The following is a 19,673-nucleotide window of genomic DNA, read 5'->3' as shown; positions in this document are numbered from 1 at the left end:
CATGTACGGTAAAATAGAGAAAATTCACTTCGTCGGCATCGGCGGCATCGGCATGAGCGGCATTGCCGAGGTTCTCCTCAACCTGGGATATAAGGTGTCGGGTTCCGATCTGAAACAGTCCGATACCACCGACCGCCTCGCCTCGCTCGGGGGAGAAATCCGCTTCGGGCATGGCCGGGAGAATGTGGCCGATGTGGACGTGGTGGTAACCTCTACGGCGGTCCGTGATGACAATCCTGAGGTGGTCGAGGCCAAGCGGCGGATGATTCCGGTTATCCCCCGGGCCGAGATGCTGGCGGAACTGATGCGGATGAAGTACGGCATCGCCATCGCGGGCACCCACGGCAAGACCACCACCACTTCCATGGTGGCGACGGTTCTTACCCACGGCGGCATCGACCCTACCATCGTGATCGGCGGCAAGCTCAACACCCTCGGCACCAACGCCAAGCTCGGCCAGGGTCAGTTCCTGGTGGCGGAAGCCGACGAGTCGGACGGTTCGTTCCTGAAGCTTTCGCCCACCATTGCGGTGGTGACCAATATCGACGCCGACCACCTCGACTTCTATACCGGCGGGATCGAACAGATCAAAGACACCTTTGTCGACTTCATAAACAAGATTCCCTTCTACGGACTGGCGGTGCTCTGCCTGGAAGACCGCAACATCGCCGAGATCCTCCCGCGGGTGAAGAAGCGTTTCGTCACCTACGGCCTTTCGTCCCAGGCCGACATCCGTGCGACGCATATCCGGCTCGAAGGGGGCACCACCTCTTTTGTGGCCCATTACAAGGGATACCGCATGGGTGAGGTGTCCTTTTCCATGCCCGGCGCCCACAACGTGCTGAATGCCCTTGCCTGTATCGCAGTGGCCATGGAACTGGATGTCCCCTTCTCCCAGATCCAGGAAGGGTTCGCCACGTTCGGCGGGGTAGGACGGCGTTTCCAGGTGAAGGGAGAGGTGAACGGCATCACCGTGGTGGATGACTACGGCCACCATCCGGCGGAGATCCGGGCCACCCTGGCCGCCGGCAAGAGCGGCTGGCCCGAGAGGCGGCTCGTGGTGGCGTTCCAGCCCCACCGGTTCAGCCGGACCAGGGAACTGTTCGCCGAGTTCGTCACCTGCTTCTACGACGCAGATGTGCTGGTACTGACGGATATCTATCCGGCCGGCGAGGCCCCCATTGAAGGTGTGTCGGCCGAGCGGCTGGCCGAGGAGATCCGTAAGCACGGCCAGCGCGACGTGACCTACGTGGCCGATCGGGAGGCGCTTCCCGAGCACCTGCTGACGATCGTGCAGCCCGGGGACATCGTGCTGACCCTTGGAGCGGGAAATATCTGGCAGTCAGGCGAGGCGTTCCTCGCGAAGCTGGAAGAAGCCCGGCAGGCCTAGCGGGCACGGGACGGTTCTTTGAACGATCGGTTGGCGGCACGGCTTGAGGCGGAAGTGCGGGGGGAGATCCTCCGGGACGAGCCCATGGCGCGCCATACGTCGCTGAGGGTGGGCGGTCCGGCGGACTTCTTCGTCACCCCGGCCGATCCCGACGACATGCGAGCGCTCCTGGCGATTCTGGCCGAAACCGGCACTCCCTGGCTGGCTGTGGGGGGAGGCTACAATCTCCTGATCCGCGACGGAGGCTTTCGGGGCGTTGTTATTTCGTCGGCGCGCATGACTAGACTGGAGCGGCTCGAAGGAAACCGGGCCGTGGTGGGGGCCGGGGTGGCCAACGGCAGGCTGACGGCCTTTCTCCGGAACGAAGGCCTTGCCGGCCTGGAGTTTCTTTGCGGGATTCCCGGAACCGTTGGCGGTGCCCTTGCCATGAATGCCGGAGCCCACGGCGGTGCCATTCTCGACCGGGTCGAAGAGATCCTGACCATTGGCACTGCAGGCTTCGAATGCAAGGGGCGCGAATTGCTCGATTACGGCTACCGGTACCTCAAGCTGCAACCGGGAGAGATCATCATCGGGGCTACGTTCGTGCTCGATTCCGACGATCCCCGGCGGATCAGTGAGCGGATCGACGGGTGCCGGGCCCACCGGACCGCCAGCCAGCAGGTCGGCTTCCCCAATGCCGGGTCCTTCTTCAAGAACCCGCCCGGTCAGGCGGCCTGGCGACTGATCGAAGATGCGGGGCTCAGGGGAGCTCGGGTGGGGGGAGCCCAGGTGTCCGAGGTCCACACCAACTTTCTGGTGAACCGGGGTGGTGCCACGGCCGCCGATTTTCTGGCCCTGGCAGCGCGCATCAAGGATGCGGTGAAGCTCAAAAGCGGCACGGCTCTTGAAGAAGAAGTCAAAATTTTCGGCGATGAGTAAGGGGCTGTAGTGTCCCGCGCGGAGCGGCAATGACGAGGGATGAGCTGAAAACCACGAAGATAGGCGTACTTATGGGAGGACTCTCGGCTGAGCGCGAAGTGTCCCTTGCCAGCGGCGGCGCTGTGCTGAAGGCCCTCCAGAGCCGGGGATATGACGCGGTCCCCGTGGACGTCGGCCGGGATCTCCCGCAGGTTCTGGTCCGGGAGTGGATCGATGTTGCTTTTATCTGTCTCCACGGCCGCTACGGGGAAGACGGAACCGTCCAGGGGCTGCTGGAGCTCATGGGCATTCCCTACACCGGATCGGGGGTCCTGGCCAGCGCCCTTGCCATGAACAAGATCGTCGCCAAGGAGGTTTTCGCCGCGCGGGGGCTCACGATCGCTCCCTACCGGGTTGTGCGCCGGGGCGAGACAGTTGATCCCGTGGCGGAAGGGTTCGGCTACCCGGTGGTGGTGAAGCCGTCTCAGGAAGGGTCATCGGTGGGGGTGAGCATCGTCAAGTCGCCGGAAGAGCTCCCTTCTGCCCTGGAGCTCGCCTTCCGCTATGATGACGATATCCTGGTGGAGCGCTTCATCAAGGGGCGCGAGATCCAGATCGGGATACTGGACGACCGGGCCATGGGGGCCATCGAGATCGTTCCCGTGAACGAGTTCTACGACTTCGAGGCCAAGTATACCGCCGGCAAGGCCGAGCATATCTGCCCACCGGTACTCCCGGCGGAACTGCACCGCAGGCTCCTGGCCGAAGGGGAAGCGGCTCACCGGGCCTTGGGATGCTCCGGTTACAGCAGAGTCGATTTCCTCGTAACGGAAGGGGGCGAGTGTTATCTCCTGGAGGTGAACACCCTGCCGGGAATGACCGCGTTGAGCCTTCTGCCCGAGATCGCCCTCAAGGAGTCCGGGATCGGTTTCGAGGACCTGGTGGAGAGAATTCTGATTTCCGCTGAGCTGAAAATCAAGGGGGAAGGGGCCGGAAGCTAGGCGCGGAGCATATGCGCGATCTGCACGTCAAGACACGGATAAAGCCGGCCCAGACCCGCAACCGCGTGAAGCGGGAGCGTAAGCCGATCAACTGGCGCCCCCTCATTACCTGGGGAAGCCGGCTGGTCTGCGGCCTGGCCGGGCTGGCCACGGTGGGAGGCATCTGCTATGGCGGATACCGCTACCTATCCCAGTGGGAATTCGCGCCGCTGCCGCTGAAGGAGATCGAGGTTTCGAAGCTTCAGCGCCTGAAGCGGGACGATGTGATCGCACAGGCCGGGGTTCGTCCCGGTGATTCCATGCTCGGGCTGAGGCTGCGTGACATCGGCAGCCAGCTGGCCAAGAACCCCTGGATCGACAAGGTTCAGGTCAGGCGCTATTTCCCCCACACCCTCGCCATCGAGGTGGTGGAACGGGTGCCGGTGGCCGTGGTGAACATGGGATTCCTCTACTACATGGATGCCGGCGGCACGGTCTTCAAGCCGCTCACCCAGGGTGACAGTCTCGATTACCCGGTTATCACCGGAGTCGCCGAGGAGGACTTGGCGCGGGACCCCGTCGGTACCCGCGAAGCCCTGAAGGGAACCGTGGCGCTCATGGAGCAGTTGCGTAGGGGCAAAGGGTTCACCCTTGCCGACGTATCGGAGATTCACCTGGACAAGGGGTTCGGCCTTACGCTCTTTACCGCGGCCGGCGGAGTGCCGGTCCGATTGGGCAATGGCGGCTACGAGGCCAAGCTCGCCCGCTTCGTCCGTATTTACGGGGAGCTCAGGGAGCACATGGCGGCGGTGGAATACATCGATTGCGACTATCTGGACAAGATCATAGTGAAAAAAGGCTAGCGAGGGGGGAACGGTATGTCGGGAAGAAGGGATAATCTGATCGTCGGGCTCGATATCGGCACGACGAAGATCTGTGCCATCGTCGGTAACGTGACCGAAGACGGCATCGACATCGTCGGTATCGGCACTAGTCCCTCCCGGGGGATGCGCAAGGGAGTCGTGATCAACATCGAGAGCACCGTCGAGTCGATCAAGAAGGCGGTCTCCGAGGCTGAACTCATGGCCGGTTGCGACATCCGCTCGGTCTATGCCGGCATTGCCGGCGGCCACATCAAGGGGATCAACTCCCAAGGGGTTATCGCCATCAAGAACCGCGAGGTGAGCTCCGAGGACGTGAAGCGGGTCATTGATGCGGCCAAGGCCATTGCCATTCCCATGGACCGGGAAGTGATCCACATCCTTCCCCAGGAGTTCATCATCGACGATCAGGACGGCATCCGCGAGCCCCTCGGCATGAGCGGGGTGCGGCTCGAGGCCCGGGTCCACATCGTTACCGGCGCCGTGGCCAGCGCCCAGAACATCATCAAGGCGTGCAACCGGGCCGGTCTCGATGTGGCAGACATCGTGCTCGAGCAACTCGCTTCCTCCGAATCGGTCCTTTCGGCCGACGAGAAGGAGCTGGGTGTGGCGCTCATCGATATCGGCGGCGGCACCACCGACATCGCCATCTTCGTGGACGGCGCCATCAAGCACACGGCGGTCCTGTCGCTGGGAGGCAACCACCTGACCAACGACATCGCCGTGGGGCTGCGCACTCCCATGGCCGAGGCGGAGAAGATCAAGCAGAAGTACGGCTGCTGCATGGCATCCATGGTGGGCAAGGATGAAACCATCGAAGTGCCCAGCGTGGGCGGCCGCAAGCCGCGGGTTCTTTCCCGCCAGCTTCTGGCCGAGATCCTGGAACCCCGGGTGGAAGAGATCTTCACCCTGGTCAACCGGGAGATCGTTAAGAGCGGCTTCGAGGATCTTATCGCTTCCGGGATCGTTATCACCGGTGGGACCACCATCCTCGAAGGGATGCCGGAGCTGGCCGAGCAGGTCTTCAATCTGCCCGTACGCCGGGGACTGCCCCAGCAGATCGGCGGGCTCACCGACGTGGTCAACTCGCCGGTCTATGCCACCGGCGTGGGACTCGTCGTGTACGGGAGCAAGAACGTGGGCATCCGCGAATTCCCCACGGCCCAGACCGACGAGAACATGTTCCGGCGGGTAACGCGCCGGATGAAAGAGTGGTTCGGGGAATTTTTCTGATTCAGTTCATTCACTTGCATCATCATAGTTAGACCAACAAGGGGGTAGGGTATGTTCGAGTTCGATGAAAGCATTGACCAGTGCGCAAAGATCAAGGTAGTCGGCGTGGGCGGCAGCGGCGGAAACGCAGTCAACACCATGATTGACAACCAGGTAGGAGGGGTTGACTTCCTCGTGGCCAACACCGATGTGCAGGCCCTGCGCATCTCCAAGGCACCCACCAAAATCCAGATCGGGCGGCAGCTCACCAAGGGGCTCGGCGCGGGCGCCGATCCCTCCAAAGGTCGCGAGGCCGCTCTGGAAGATCGGGAGCAGGTGGCGGAACTCCTCAAGGGCGCGGACATGATCTTCGTGGCCGCCGGCATGGGGGGCGGCACCGGTACCGGCGCGGCCCCGGTCATTGCCGAGGTGGCCAAGGAAGTGGGCGCCCTTACCGTGGGCGTGGTGACCAAGCCCTTCTCCCGCGAGGGGAAGCAGCGCCTTTCCAAGGCCGACGAAGGTATTCGCGAACTCAAAAAACACGTGGATTCGCTCATCGTTATCCCCAATGACCGGCTCATTGGCCTCGCCGGTAAGTCCATGTCGATCATCGATGCCTTCAAGCCGGCTGACGACGTGCTCCGCCAGGCGGTCCAAGGGATTTCGGACCTCATTACCACCAGCGGCTTCATCAACGTGGACTTTGCCGACGTGAAGGCGATCATGAGCGAGCGCGGCATGGCCATGATGGGTATCGGCATCGCGTCCGGCGAGAATCGGGCAGTGGAAGCCGCCCTGCGCGCCATCTCCAGCCCGCTGCTGGAAGAGGTGGACATCTCCGGCGCCAAGGGTGTCCTGGTGAACATCGCCGGTTCCTCCTCCATGACCATGGACGAGTTCGAGGCGGTGAACCGGTCCATCCACGAGAAGGTCCACGAGGACGCCAACATCATCATCGGCGTCAGCATCGACGAAACCCTGGGTGACCAGCTCAAGGTGACGGCTATTGCCACCGGCTTCGGCGACCGCTTCGACATGGAGAAGGCCCGCCAGGAGCTGAAGAACGTCACCCCCTTCGGCAAGGCCGAGGTGAACCGCGACATCCCGACTTTTGTCCGCAACCAGCAGACCCGCGAGTCCTCGCTTTCGCGGCAGAAGGCGTTCTTCATCGACGACGAGGACCAGTACGACATTCCGACCTTCCTGAGGAAGTCCGTCGACTAGCAGCATTTTCCGGCGTGCCGTTCGCTGGTCGCGGCCGGCACGCCGGAACAGTTCCGGTCTCTGCTTTCATTCCCCGGCTCCCCATTTACCCCCTCCAGGGGGGCCGGGTCTTTTTTTCCCTTTTTCCCTCTTCTCCCTTCGTGGTACCCTGATCCCCCATGTCGTGGAAAATCATCGAGAAAAACCGCCGTCTCCTGAGCCGGGAGGAGGGCTTTTCCCCCAAGCGGCGCGGTGGCAAACTGACCGTCTGCCTGGTCTACCCCAACCGTTATGCCGTGGGGATGAGCAACCTGGGATTCCAGTCGGTTCACGCCCTGTTGAACGAAGAGCCTGACATCCTCTGTGACCGGGCCTTCCTCCCCGATGCCGATGATCTGCGGGAGTATCGCAGGAACGGCACGAAGCTCCTCTCCCTGGAGTCGGGGGAGCCTCTCGGCTCCTATGACATCATCGCCTTTTCGGTTTCCTTCGAGAACGACTATCTGAACATCCCGGTCATCTTCGACCTGGCCGGCATTCCGTCCCTGGCATCGGAGCGGAGGCCCGCCCATCCCCTCGTTATGGCCGGAGGCGCGGCTCTGTTCCTCAATCCCGAGCCGGTGGCGGATTTTCTCGACCTGGTCTGCGTGGGGGAGGGGGAAGAGCTGCTCCAGCCGCTGCTGGAACTGACGCGGGCCGAGGGGATCGTCGAGCGGGAGTCTTTCCTTGCCCAGGCCGCGCGTCTGCCGGGGATCTATATTCCTGCCTTGTATGACGTGAGCTATGACGGCGTTCGCGTGGCTGGCCGCCGTGCGGGCCACGGGGCGCCGGAGCAGGTTGCCCGGTTGATGATGGCTGATCCTGACCGTCGGGAGAGCGTGTCCGGGATTTTGACGCCGGACACGGAGTTTTCCGACATGTACCTCATGGAGGTCTCCCGGGGGTGCCCCCGCGGATGCCGCTTCTGTGCGGCCGGGTTCATCTACCTCCCGTACCGCCAGCGCTCCCTTGATGAATTAAAGCGTCAGGCAGTGGAGGGACTGGCCCGTCGTGGGAAGATCGGCCTCGTGGGAGCAGCGGTTTCCGATCACCGGGACATCGGCGAACTCTGCCGGTTCATCCTTGAGCAGGGGGGGAAGGTGTCGGTCTCGTCCCTGCGGATCGACCGACTCGACGACGGCATGATCGAAGTGCTCAAGGCGAGCGGCCACAAGACGGTGGCCCTGGCCCCGGAGGGGGGCAGCCAGCGGATGCGTGACCTGGTGCGCAAGAACCTGACCGAAGAGCAGATTCTAGCCGCCTGCGACCTCCTGATCGGCCACGATATCCTGAACCTGAAGCTCTACTTCATCATCGGCCTCCCCACCGAAACCATGGACGACCTGGAGGAGATGGGAGCCCTGGTGGGAAAGGTTCGGGAGCGGGTCATCACCGCTGCCAAAAAGAACCGGCGCCTCGGCGAGATTGTCCTGTCGGTGAACCCCTTTGTCCCCAAACCGTTTACCCCGTTCCAATGGTGCGGCATGGAAGATACGGCCTCCCTGGAGAAAAAGCTCAAATACCTCCAGCAGGCGGTAGGGAAGCTGTCAAACGTCCGGCTCATTGCCGAGAGCCCCAAGGACGCCTATCTTCAGGCGCTCCTCTCCCGGGGCGACCGCCGGCTCTCGGCGTTTCTGCTCCGTTCCGCCGAACTGGGGAGCTGGAAACGGGCCGCCCGGGAGTTCGATGTCGACACCGATTTGCTCGTCTACCGAAACATTCCCCTTGACGAAACGCTGCCGTGGGACGTCATCGGCAGCGCCGGCGTCGACCGGCTCAGGCGGGAATATCTGGAGGCGTTCCCCCGCCGTGAGGCCGTTATCGTTTCTTGATCCTCTCCAGCCAAGGCAGATGGAGATCGCCGGGGGATGCATGGCGACGCTCGTCCTGACAGGCCTTTTGTCCTGAGCTGAGCCGTGAATAGACGCCGAGCGCCCACAGGGGAAAGAAGTGGCGGTACCCGTGGTAGCGCAGGTAAAAGACCCTCGGGAAACCGGTTCCGGTAAAATGTTTTTCCTCCCAGGTTCCCCATTGGTTCTGGTGGTCGAGCAGGTAGCGTACACCCCGCCGAACGGCCAAGCTGTTGACTTCTCCCGCGGCCATGAGCCCCAGCAGGCTCCAGGCCGTCTGGGACGGGGTGCTTGCCCCCTTGCCGGCCAGCGAAGGATCGTCATAGGAATAGCAGGTTTCTCCCCATCCACCGTCGTGGTTCTGGCATGACGCCAGCCAACCCACCGCCTTGCGGATATAGGGCTGCTGCATATCTTCACCGGCCTGCCTGAGGCCTGACAGCACCGACCAGGTACCGTAGATGTAGTTCACCCCCCAGCGGCCGAACCAGGCGCCGTTTTCTTCCTGTTCCGAGCGCAGGAACCCGATCCCCCGCGCGATGGGCGGAAACGTCCTGTCGAAACCGACCATGGAGAGGAGTTCGATGCAGCGTCCCGTCAGGTCAGATGTGCTCGGGTCGAGGAGCGCCCCATGGTCGGCGAACGGGATGTCGTTTAGGTAGTGGTAGTTGTTGTCGATGTCAAAGGCGGCCCACCCGCCGTCACTGCTCTGCATCCCGAGCACCCAGTTCACGCCGCGGGCGATCCGGTCGCGGTAGCGCTCATTCTCCAGCGCGCCGGCCCGCAGAAGCGACATGATGACCTTCGAGGTGTCGTCCAGGTCGGGGTAGAGGGTGTTCTCGAACTGGAACGCCCATCCACCCCCCTCCAGGTCGGGCACCTTCAGCGACCAGTCTCCGGGCGAGAGGATCTGCTGTGACAAGAGCCATTCAACAGCCTGTGTCGCCGCGGGGTGGCTCGCGGGCATGCCCGCTTCCATGAGCGCCGAAAGGCTCAGGCAGGTGTCCCAGATCGGGGAATTGCACGGCTGGCAGATGCTGCTGCTCCCTGTACCGTCCGCTGCCCCGTGGGCAGAGGGGGTGAGGGCAAAAGCCGCCGACATGCCGCTGTCAATGCACGTACCGTCTGTGCGGGGGGGGTCTGCTTCCTGCGGAGTCCGGTGCTGGAGCAGGTCGTCGATGGCCTGCAGTCCGCGAATATAGTCAGGGTCCCCTTCTCCGCAGCCGAGTACGCGAAGGGCCATGACCGCATAGGCCATGGCCGGGAAAATGGCGCCGATCCCGCCGCTGCCCTGCATGTGGGACCTGGTCCACTGTTCTGCTTCGGCAATGGCTTTCCGGTGCAGGGCGGAAGGAATGAATCGGTTGAAGCGCTTGAGCAGGCGGTCACAGATGATGAAGGCGTTTTTCCGCCAGTACCCCGGTTGAAAGCCGTCCAGGTGACGCAGTTTATCGGGCGGCGTGCTGAACAGCTCGGGGATCCCCTCCTCGGGCCGCAGTCGACACACGGGCTGCTTGGCGTAGAGCAGCAGCAGAGGGACAATGACGGTTCTCGACCAGTAGGATACTTTGCTCAAATGGAAGAAAAACCACTGGGGGAGAAGCACGATTTCCACGGGCATTGCCGGCGGGGTATGCCAGGGAATCTGACCGAACAGGGCCAGCAGGATGCGCGTGAACACATTGCATCTGGCCGCGCCGCCGAGGCTGAGGACCATGAGGCGCGCGCGTATCATGTGGGGTGCCTGGGGTGAATGCCCCAGCACCTTGAGGGCGAGATACGCCTTGACCGTGGCGCTGATGTTGGCGAATCCGTCCTCGGCGTAGAGGGGCCAGCCGCCGTCGGGCAGTTGCCGGTCCAGGAGATAGTTCTCCAGCCGCTTCCCCAGTTCCGGGGAAATCTCCCTGCCGAGGAACCGCTGAAGCATGATGTACTCAGACGGTATCGTAACGTCCGCCTCCAGCTCGAAAACCCAGTACCCCTCCGGGTTCTGGAGTGACAGGAGATACTGCTCCGCCTTTTTGACAGCCTGACGGCAGTGGACGGCCTTTCCCGTTATCTCTTTTAAGGGTGCGATGACGGTGCGTTCTTCCCCGGCCGGAGGTCCGGCTTTCTTTGTGCCGGCTATCACTGCAAATTTGTGGAGTATTCCCTTTGTCATTCGTGCCTCCTTTACCTGATCGGCAAGAAGATTAACCATGGTATCTTCAGTTAACAGTGTAAATAATATGGTAAAAAATTTTACGTGCCGAAGCCGACGAGCAGCCCGTCCACCAGCGTCTCTGCCTGGAGGGCCGCGTCCACCATGGGGAAGTCGGCAGAGTAAATACGCGATGTCACGACGCCATGAACGGCTGTCCATAACGTCTGTGCGAGAAGGTCAGCATCCATGGGGCGAAGCGTGCCAGCAGCCATAGCCTCTTCGACGGTCCGGAGAATATGAAAGTACGTGCGCCGTCCCATGCTATCCTTTTGCAGAAATTCCGTCGGCGAACCATAGACGACAGGGCTCGTGAAGAAGGCGACCTTGTAGTGGTCGGGATTCGCCAACCCGAACTCGATATAGCTCAGGAGGCAGAGACGCAACACCTGCAGCGGGTCGCTGTGGCCATTCGAGATGTCCTGGTAGCTCTGAAAAAGCTTGGCAAACAACTCTTCGCAGAGAGAGTAGAGGAGGTCGTCCTTGTCGCGGAAATAGAGGTAGATGGTTGTGGGGGAATGCTCGATTTTGGCCGCAAGCTTACGCATTGAGAACCGTTCGTATCCGATTTGGGCGAACAGTTCCCGGGCGGCGTCGAGAATCTCCTGACGAAAAAGAGCCTTGTGCTTTTGCCTGCGTTCTCGTAAGGTCATAACGCTTAACAGTGTTAATTGAACTTTACGCAAAATAGAGGATCAAGGGCAAGCTGTCAAGCGTTGAATGGATTGGAGGGCTGTGTGGCGCAGGACTATCGGCCGACGTTCGGGGGGAGGGGCTGACCATGTCAACCTACGTATCGCCCCGGAGCCTGACCACCAAGAGCGTCGAGGAGCTGAGACAACTGCGGGAGAAAATGCGCCGTCTCCTCTATTTCGGCCTGGAACCGGGGCTACGTCACTCTGGCCGCGGCACGGACCCTCTTGCCGAACCCCTCCTACCCCCCGGTCCAGGCGGCCCTGGATCTGGCATCCGAAGGCTCGTCGCTCTCTGTTCTGCACGGCTCCACAACGGATCAATCTTGTGCTGGCCCGTCCCCTTTCCCTGACGGTCAGGGGGGGGGCGGCGGTGCTTTTCGGCCGCCATGGTGACGCCACCTCCATCGTCGGCAGTCTGATCGTCGAGCAGGGTGCCATTGTTCTGGGAGGAATTGAGGTAAGATAACGGGCTTGCTTGCGCCCCTCAGGATTAAATGGAAACGCCGCACCCCGAGATGGGAGCGGCGTTTTTATGATTTGTTGCGCTCAGGAAGGGGTTTTGAATATTTTCCCGATTTATTAACGTGTTAGATGGGGGGTGGTCAAAACATTGACTGTTCCGTTTCAAAAAGCTGTCGATACGACAGCACATGATTCTTATCGGCCAACTCGCAAGATTCTTTAGCCCTTTCCATAAAAAAAGATTCTCCGCCCTCCCGATTTGATCCGACATTCCCGGTTTGTTTCTCGTAGGTCAACTGGCACAACGGTTGCAGATAGAGTGATGCGCGCGGAAAGCGCTTGAATTCACGACAGGAATTTCTCATGGCCAACATGGCGGTGGACGCAGTCGATCTCCAGCCTACAAAAAGCAATTCGGATATCTATATGGCTGTGGCGCTGATCGGCGTCCTGGCCCTGATGATCATCCCGTTGCCGGCGTTTCTGCTGGATCTGTTCCTGGCCGCCAACATAACCATTGCACTGGCGATTCTGCTGGTGGCCCTCTACACGCAGCAGCCCCTGGATTTCTCGGTATTCCCGTCGGTACTGCTGGTTACAACGCTCTTCCGGCTGGCGCTGAACGTGGCCGGCACCCGGCTCATTCTCCTCCACGGCAACGAAGGAGTCGATGCCGCCGGGCACGTGATCAAGGCCTTCGGCCAGTTCGTGGTCGGCGGCAACTACGTGGTCGGCGCGGTCATCTTCCTGATTCTGGTCATCATCAACTTCGTGGTCATCACCAAGGGCGCCGGCAGGGTGGCCGAGGTGGCGGCCCGCTTCACCCTGGATGCCATGCCCGGCAAGCAGATGGCCATTGATGCGGATCTCTCCTCGGGGCTCATCAACGAGAAAGAGGCCCGGCGCCGCCGGTCACGGGTGTCACGCGAGGCCGATTTCTACGGCTCCATGGACGGTGCCAGCAAGTTCGTGCGCGGCGACGCGGTCGCCGGCATCCTGATCATGCTGGTCAACATCATTGGCGGGTTCATTATCGGGGTCTGGCAGAACGGCATGCCCCTGGAGGCCGCCCTCTCGAACTACACGCTGCTGACCATCGGCGAGGGGCTCGTGGCCCAGATTCCGGCACTCATCATCTCCACTGCCGCCGGTATCATCGTAACGCGCTCGGCCGACGAGAAGAACTTCGGCCACGAGATTTCGGGCCAGTTCCTCAACTATCCCAAGGCGTTCTATGTCTCCTCGGGGGTTCTCTTCGCCTTCGGCCTCATCCCGGGGCTTCCCCATGTGGCCTTCTTCCTCCTGTCCGGAGCGGCCTACATGGCGGGCAGGCTGGCCAAGGAGAGAGCCCAGGTGGTGGAGGACGACCTCATGACGCTGCCGGCACCGGCGGAGACCGGGGAGTCCGGCGACCAGGCCGGCGCCATCCGCCCTCTGGACATGCTGGAGCTGGAGGTCGGGTACGGTCTCGTCCCCATGGTGGATGCGGCCCAGGAAGGCGAGCTTCTGGAGCGGATTCGCTCGATTCGTCGCCAGTATGCCCAGAAGATGGGATTCGTGGTGCCTCCGGTCCACATCCACGACAACCTGCAACTCAAGCCCCACGAGTACAACATCCTCATCAAGGGTGCCAAGGTCGGCGGCGGCGAGATGGCCGGGCAGTACCTGGCCATGGATTCGGGAGCCGTTTCCATGCCGGTCGAGGGCGTCCGGACCACGGAGCCGGTATTCGGGCTCCCCGCAATCTGGATCAGGCCCGAGCTGAAGGAGCAGGCACAGCTGGCGGGCTACACCGTGGTGGACAGCACCACCATCATCGCCACGCACATCAGCGAGATCATCCGCAAGCATTCCCACGAAATGGTGGGGCGCCAGGAGCTCCAGCAGCTGCTTGACAACCTTTCCTCCTCCTTCCCCAAGGTTGTGGAAGACCTTGTGCCGAACCTGCTGAACCTGGGAACCGTGCTGCGTGTCGTCAGGAACCTGCTGCGGGAAGGGGTTTCCATCCGCGATCTGCGGACCGTGCTGGAGACCCTGGCCGACTACGGCGGGCTTACCAAGGACCCGGACACCCTGACCGAGTTCGTCCGCCAGGGACTGGGCCGCTCCATCGTGGAGCAATACAAGCGGGACGACGACACCCTGTGTCTCATCAGCCTCGACCGTCGGGTCGAGGAGGTCGTGGCCGAGGCGATCCAGCCGTCGGATCAGGGGAGCTACCTGGCCATCGAACCCAATACGGCCCAGCTGATCCTCTCCGGGATTCGGCAGGAGATGGAAAAATTCAACCAGATCGGAACCCAGCCGGTACTGCTGGCTTCGCCGTCCATCCGGCGGCATGTCAAAAAGCTCACCGAACGGTTCGTGCCCAATCTGGTGGTTCTGTCGCACAACGAGGTGCCGTCAGGCATAAAAATCCAATCGTTAGGGGTGGTGACGCTCAATGCTGGTTAAGACTTTCGAAGCGGTGGATATGTCCGAAGCCCTCCGGATGGTGAAGGCCGAACTGGGGCCCGACGCCATGATCATTTCTTCCAAGAAGGAGCGGAAGAAAGGTTTCTTCGGCTTCTTCAGCAAGCCCGTGATCAAGGTGACGGCGGCCCTTGAGGTGAAGCCGCGCCAGCCGGCGCCCAATCCCTACCGGGAAGCCCAGGAGCAGCACCTCTCGGCCAAGGAGATGCTGGAGAACTCCATGCTGGCCCCCCTGGCCCGCGAGCTGAAAGACCTGCGCCTGAAGGTGGAGCAGATGACGCGCCAGGAGGCGGAGGCCAAGGCCAGGGCCGCCGAGGCGCAAAGTCGCGAGGAAAGTGCCGCTGCCGCAGAGGCTCAGGCACCGGCTGCCCGTGAGTTCAATCCGCGCTCCATTCCCAAGCAGGACCTGGAAGAGATGAAGAAGATCCTCTTCAAGACCCTGGCCGCAAAGGAAGCGGGGGCGGAGCAGTCCGCCGAGAAAGCAGAGGCAGATCCGGCGCCGGCCAAGGCACCTCAGGCCGAAATCGAAAAGGCATCCGGCGGCATCAAGGCGGCGCTCCGGGTGGTGGTGACCGAACTCCATCGCAAGGGGCTTGAGCGGGGCGCCATCAGGGCCGTCATGGACCACCTGAAGCCGGAGGCCCGCAAGGGAGGGACCGTGGAGACGATCCGTTCGTTCCTGCCCCAGGCATTCAAGAGCGCCATCAAGTGCTCCGGCCCCCTGACCGTCAAAAAGAACGGCCCGCGGATCATCGCCCTGGTGGGACCGACAGGGGTCGGCAAGACGACCACCATCGCCAAGCTGGCCGCCCACTACGCCCTGCGCGAAGGGCACCGGGCCGCCCTGATCACCATCGACAACTTCCGGGTGGGAGCCGTGGAGCAGTTGAAGACCTACTCGCGCATCATGGGCGTGCCGGTGGAGGTGGCTGCCACCGCGGCGGAACTGGAGGCGGCAATCGAACTCCACTCCGACAAGGAGCTGATCCTGATCGATACGGCAGGCCGCAGCCACAAGGACAGCGAGAAGATCGAAGAACTCAAGGGGTTCCTGGAGTCGCGCTTCGCCATTGAGATTCACCTCTGTCTGGCAGCCACCACCAGGGATCGGGAGGTGGTGGAAATTGTGGAGCGGTTCGGCGTTTTGCCGGTTTCCCGCGTGATCTTCACCAAGCTGGACGAGAGCGAGAGCTATGGCAGTATCGTTAACGCGCATCTGCGGACCAAGTTCCCGCTTTCCTACTTCACTACCGGGCAACGGGTGCCCGAAGATCTGGAGATTGCAACTCCCGGCAGGCTTGCCGGGCTGGTTTTGGGGGAGAGTAAGCAATGAACCTCGCAGCGACAACGGGTGACCAGGCTGACAGCCTCCGTCAGCTTGCCACTTCCGTGAAAAAACAGCGCAAGACAACGAAGGCCTCTGCCGGCGAAGGCCAGAACCAGAAGGGGGTTCGGGTCATCTCCGTGACCAGTGGCAAGGGCGGAGTCGGCAAGAGCAACGTGGTGGTGAACCTGGCCCTTGCCCTTGCCCGGCGCGGCAAGAAGGTTCTGGTCATCGATGCCGACCTGGGGCTCGGCAACATCGACGTGCTGATCGGCATTGCCCCCGATCATACCCTGAACGATGTCTTCTCCGGCAAGAAGCGCCTTGACGAGATCATAACCGAGGGTCCCGGCGGCATCCGTGTCATCCCGGCCGGCTCCGGGCTGCCCGACTTCACTTCCCTGGGGCTCCAGGAACGGGTGAAGATCATGGATGAACTGGACGCCCTGGAAGAGGATTTCGACATTCTCGTCATTGATACCGAGGCCGGCATATCGGACAACGTCACCTACTTCAACAGCGCCTCCCAGGAAATCGTGGTGGTGGTTACCCCCGAGCCGACCTCCATAACCGACGTCTATGCCCTGATCAAGCTCCTGGCGACACGCCATTCGGAACGCTACTTCAAGGTTCTGGTCAACATGGCCCGGGATACGGACGACGCCCTGCAGGTGTTTGCCAAACTGTCGAACGTGACGAGCCGGTTTCTTGACATCTCTCTCGATTACCTCGGATGCGTTGTGCGCGACGATGCCGTCCTGGAGGCGGTGAAGAGCCAGAAGCCGGTGCTGGAGCTGTGCCCCGATTCGGCTGCGGCCGGCTGCTTCACCACGCTGGCGCGGCGCATCCTTGAAAACAGCGGCGAGCGGCGCGTGAAGGGGAACGTCCAGTTCTTCTTCCGGCGCTTCCTCGGCGCCCCGGTGGAGAGCCTATGAACTGCATGCTGAAGGCATACGAGCAGGAGGCCCAACGGTCGGTGGCCCAGACCCGCGACGAGCTCATCGTTAACCATCTTCCACTGGTCAAATTCCTGGTCGGGCGGATCGCATCCCAGCTTCCCCCGCATCTGGACCAGGAAGACCTCATGAGCGCGGCGATCATTGGTCTGATCACCGCTGCGGAGCGCTTTGACCCGACCCGGGGCGTACAGTTCAAGACTTTTGCCGAGCAGCGGATCCGGGGAACCATTATCGATGAACTCCGTTCCCAGGACTGGCTGACCCGGTCTCTGCGGGACAAGTTCAAGAAACTGGAGAAGGAATTCGTGCTCCTGGAGCACCAGTTGGGGCGCAATCCCACCAGCGATGAGGTGGCCACCGCCCTCAAGATGAGTGTGGACGAGTATTACCGGATGCTGGAGGAGATCCATCTCCTCTCCTTCGTCAGTCTGGATGAGTCCTGGGAGGACGACGACGGCAGCCCCTTCGGGCTTCTGGATATCCTGGCCGACACCTCCATCGAGAACCCCCAGAGCCAGCTCATGGCGCGCCAGATGCTCGATTCGCTCACCGAGTCCATTGAGTCGCTTCCCGAAAAGGAACGGTTGGTCATTACCCTCTACTACTACGAGGAACTGAACCTGAAAGAAATCGGCGCCGTGCTGGAGCTGTCGGAGTCGCGCATCTCACAGCTTCACAGCCAGGCCATCGTGCGGCTGCGGGCCAAGATGAAGAACATGAGGTAGGGGCGGCACCCCCCTGGAGGATACTCTATGAACAGCGGCATCTATTCGGCACTTTCCGGCAACATCGCAGCCATGAAGCGGCTCGACGTCCTTTCCAACAACCTGGCCAACGTGAACACCCCCGGCTTCAAGAAGGACCGGATGACCTTCGAAAGCCTCCTCCAGGCCGCCGGCAAGGCCCCCCAGGCCGGCACCACCGACGCTCCGGTCTACTCAGAAACCGCATTTTTCACCGACCATTCCCGCGGCTCGGTCTCCCAGACCGGCAATACGTTCGATCTGGCCATCGACGGTGACGGGTTCTTCGTGGTCAATACCCCCGAAGGGAAGGCGTACACCCGGCAGGGAAACTTCAAGCTCGACGCAACGGGCAAGCTGGTAACCGCAGACGGTTACGAGGTTTCGGGCGGCGGCCCCATCGTCATCAACGGGAGCCGGGTGGATATCAGCGCCAGGGGGGAAGTCCTGGTGGACGGCAGCCCGGTGGGAACTTTGGAAGTGGTTGATTTCCCCAAACCCTATGCGCTCCAGAAGAACGGCAACGCCCTCTTCGTGCCCGCCGATCCTCAGGCCGTGCCGCAGCCCGTACAGGGTGAGCCGGTGCGCCAGGGCTACCTGGAGCTGTCGAACGTGAGTGCCATCCAGGAGATGGTCCAACTGATCGAGACCCAGCGTTTCTTTGAAATGTGCTCGAAGGCGGTCAAGGCCTACGACGATATGGCCGGCAAGGCAGCCAACGAGGTTGGGAAAGTCTAGCAACCGGGGCTTCTTGCCGCTCCGCCGGCCAGAGCCCCATAACAAACGGAGGTAACACATGATTCGCGCATTGTGGACGGCGGCCTCAGGGATGCAGGCCCAGCAGACGAACATCGACGTCGTCGCCAACAACCTGGCCAACGTCAACACCGCGGGCTTCAAGAAGAGCCGTGCCGATTTCCAGGATCTCATGTACCAGAACCTGAAAACCTCCGGCGCCCCATCCACGAGTTCCACCCAGGTGCCGAGCGGCATCCAGATCGGCCTTGGCGCCAAGCTGGCCGCGGTGACGAAGCTGTTCAGCGAGGGGAACATCAACCAGACCGGCAATGAGCTCGATATCGCCATTGAGGGGGACGGCTTCTTCCAAGTCCAGATGCCCGACGGCACCACGACCTACTCCCGCGCCGGATCCTTCAAGCGCGACGACCAGGGCAGGGTGGTCACTTCCGACGGCTATCCCATGCTCCCCGAGCTGGTGGTGCCCAGTAACGCCACCTCCATCAGCGTTGGCAACGACGGCACCGTGTCGGTCACCCAGGCGGGCCAGACGTCGCCCACCAATATCGGCAATATCCAACTGGCTACCTTCTCCAACCCGTCGGGGCTCACCGCCCTCGGGCGCAACCTCTTCCAGGAGTCGGATTCCTCGGGCACTCCCACCACCGGCACCCCGGGGCAGAACGGGATCGGCACCCTGGCCCAGGGCTTCCTGGAGATGAGCAACGTGAGCGTCATGGAAGAGATGGTGAACATGATCGTGGGGCAGCGGGCCTACGAGGTCAACTCCAAGGCGGTCCAGGCCGCCGACGAGATGCTCCAGCAGGCCAATAACCTGCGCCGGTAAGGATGAACCGTGAACGGTAAACAGTTGGCAAAGGGACGATCAGTGGTGATGCGCGCTGCAGCGATAGCCTTCTTCGTCTGCATGATGGGCATCGGGGTCGCGTTCGCAACCACCGGGACCCAGGTGGTCAAGGAAGCCGGGCTCCGGAGCGTGGTTGCCGAATACGTGCGGGAGCGGACCGCCGGTTTGGGGGTCGAGACGGAGATCCGTAAGATGGCTCCCATTGGTGATCTGAAACTGCCGGCGGGGGCGGTTACCTACGAAGTTCAGGCGCCCCGCTCCTGGGAAGGGTGGGGTCGGGCCAACCTGGCCCTGATCGTCAGAGTCGACGACCGGGTGCAGCGGAATATCCCCGTGACCGTCGACGTGGAAGCTCTGGCGGATGCGGTGGTTGCCGCCCATCCCCTAGCACGGGGAGACATTATCACCAGCGATGATGTGACAGTGCAGAAGCGGGATATCTCTTCGGTCAACGGCAGGGTGTACCGGAGTGTCGACGAGGTGGTGGGCAAGCGCGTCAAGAATGCGGTCCGGGCCAATACCCCCCTGAGCGGCGCAAGCCTTGAAAAGGTGCCCCTGGTGAAGAGCGGCCAACTGGTTACCATCATCGCCGAAAGCCCCGCCCTGCGCCTTACGGCCACCGGCAAGGCTCGGGGCAACGGCGCCGAGGGAGATATTATCAAGGTCCAGAATATGGGGTCCTTGAAGGAGATCCCCGCGCGGGTGATCGATGTGGGCACCGTGCAGGTGGATTTCTAGGGGGAAACGAGCCTTTTTC

17 protein-coding genes are annotated in these 19,673 nt (G+C 61.9%); 15 read left to right on the top strand and 2 right to left on the bottom strand.

Annotated features, from left to right (window positions below; translation table 11 throughout):
• Position 1: 1 nt before the first annotated feature.
• From murC to AABA48_RS12610, 7 genes are all read left to right on the top strand, one after another.
• The gene (gene murC / locus AABA48_RS12640) at positions 2–1,390 is read left to right on the top strand and encodes a UDP-N-acetylmuramate--L-alanine ligase (RefSeq protein ID WP_010943693.1); all 1,389 of its coding nucleotides are present in this window, start codon (positions 2–4) and stop codon (positions 1,388–1,390) included.
• Between the two features lie 18 nt (positions 1,391–1,408).
• The gene (murB, locus tag AABA48_RS12635; protein ID WP_338270548.1) at positions 1,409–2,311 is read left to right on the top strand and encodes a UDP-N-acetylmuramate dehydrogenase; all 903 of its coding nucleotides are present in this window, start codon (positions 1,409–1,411) and stop codon (positions 2,309–2,311) included.
• A gap of 29 nt (positions 2,312–2,340) precedes the next feature.
• Positions 2,341–3,291: a D-alanine--D-alanine ligase gene (locus AABA48_RS12630; RefSeq protein WP_010943691.1), complete on the top strand. Its 951-nt coding sequence runs from the start codon at positions 2,341–2,343 to the stop codon at positions 3,289–3,291.
• 11 nt (positions 3,292–3,302) lie between these two features.
• Entirely contained in the window at positions 3,303–4,133 is an 831-nt protein-coding gene (locus AABA48_RS12625; protein ID WP_338270545.1) for a cell division protein FtsQ/DivIB, read from the top strand.
• Positions 4,134–4,148: 15 nt separating this feature from the next.
• Positions 4,149–5,384: a cell division protein FtsA gene (gene ftsA, locus AABA48_RS12620; RefSeq protein ID WP_010943689.1), complete on the top strand. Its 1,236-nt coding sequence runs from the start codon at positions 4,149–4,151 to the stop codon at positions 5,382–5,384.
• Between the two features lie 51 nt (positions 5,385–5,435).
• On the top strand, positions 5,436–6,587 hold the full coding sequence (ftsZ, locus tag AABA48_RS12615; protein ID WP_286350746.1) for a cell division protein FtsZ: 1,152 nt from the start codon (positions 5,436–5,438) through the stop codon (positions 6,585–6,587).
• 158 nt (positions 6,588–6,745) lie between these two features.
• Entirely contained in the window at positions 6,746–8,437 is a 1,692-nt protein-coding gene (locus AABA48_RS12610) for a radical SAM protein (RefSeq protein ID WP_338270541.1), read from the top strand.
• Here AABA48_RS12610 and shc read toward each other — a convergent pair.
• Positions 8,424–10,616, bottom strand: coding sequence for a squalene--hopene cyclase (gene shc / locus AABA48_RS12605; RefSeq protein WP_338270539.1), 2,193 nt, complete (start codon positions 10,614–10,616; stop codon positions 8,424–8,426). The two genes, AABA48_RS12610 and shc, sit on opposite strands and share 14 nt — an antisense overlap.
• Before the next feature lie 80 nt (positions 10,617–10,696).
• Positions 10,697–11,308 (bottom strand): TetR/AcrR family transcriptional regulator, encoded by a 612-nt coding sequence (locus AABA48_RS12600; RefSeq protein WP_286350743.1) that lies wholly within the window; start codon positions 11,306–11,308, stop codon positions 10,697–10,699.
• Between the two features lie 367 nt (positions 11,309–11,675).
• Here AABA48_RS12600 and AABA48_RS12595 point away from each other — a divergent pair, with 367 nt between their 5' ends.
• The 8 genes from AABA48_RS12595 to flgA all read left to right on the top strand — a co-directional run bounded on the left by AABA48_RS12595 (position 11,676) and on the right by flgA (position 19,654).
• A complete protein-coding gene (locus AABA48_RS12595) occupies positions 11,676–11,816 on the top strand; it encodes a hypothetical protein (protein ID WP_338270536.1) in 141 nt (46 codons plus the stop codon).
• 359 nt (positions 11,817–12,175) lie between these two features.
• Entirely contained in the window at positions 12,176–14,266 is a 2,091-nt protein-coding gene (flhA, locus tag AABA48_RS12590) for a flagellar biosynthesis protein FlhA (RefSeq protein ID WP_286352533.1), read from the top strand.
• The gene (gene flhF, locus AABA48_RS12585; RefSeq protein WP_286350742.1) at positions 14,256–15,617 is read left to right on the top strand and encodes a flagellar biosynthesis protein FlhF; all 1,362 of its coding nucleotides are present in this window, start codon (positions 14,256–14,258) and stop codon (positions 15,615–15,617) included. The genes flhA and flhF overlap by 11 nt, the downstream gene beginning before the upstream one ends.
• A complete protein-coding gene (locus AABA48_RS12580) occupies positions 15,614–16,543 on the top strand; it encodes a MinD/ParA family protein (RefSeq protein WP_286350741.1) in 930 nt (309 codons plus the stop codon). The genes flhF and AABA48_RS12580 overlap by 4 nt, the downstream gene beginning before the upstream one ends.
• Positions 16,540–17,292 carry a FliA/WhiG family RNA polymerase sigma factor gene (locus tag AABA48_RS12575; RefSeq protein WP_014552072.1) on the top strand — a complete coding sequence of 251 codons (753 nt, stop codon included), beginning with the start codon at positions 16,540–16,542 and terminating at the stop codon, positions 17,290–17,292. The genes AABA48_RS12580 and AABA48_RS12575 overlap by 4 nt, the downstream gene beginning before the upstream one ends.
• A gap of 27 nt (positions 17,293–17,319) precedes the next feature.
• On the top strand, positions 17,320–18,048 hold the full coding sequence (gene flgF / locus AABA48_RS12570) for a flagellar basal-body rod protein FlgF (protein WP_286350740.1): 729 nt from the start codon (positions 17,320–17,322) through the stop codon (positions 18,046–18,048).
• Positions 18,049–18,106: 58 nt separating this feature from the next.
• Positions 18,107–18,895, top strand: coding sequence for a flagellar basal-body rod protein FlgG (flgG, locus tag AABA48_RS12565; RefSeq protein ID WP_286350739.1), 789 nt, complete (start codon positions 18,107–18,109; stop codon positions 18,893–18,895).
• A gap of 9 nt (positions 18,896–18,904) precedes the next feature.
• Positions 18,905–19,654, top strand: a complete 750-nt coding sequence (flgA, locus tag AABA48_RS12560) for a flagellar basal body P-ring formation chaperone FlgA (protein WP_286350738.1) — start codon at positions 18,905–18,907, stop codon at positions 19,652–19,654.
• Positions 19,655–19,673 lie beyond the last annotated feature (19 nt).

Source organism: Geobacter sp. 60473, assembly GCF_036323535.1.
Lineage (GTDB): Bacteria > Desulfobacterota > Desulfuromonadia > Geobacterales > Geobacteraceae > Geobacter > Geobacter sulfurreducens.
The sequence above is the reverse complement of the archived record's forward strand: the minus strand, read 5'-3'. Positions and strand labels throughout refer to the sequence as shown.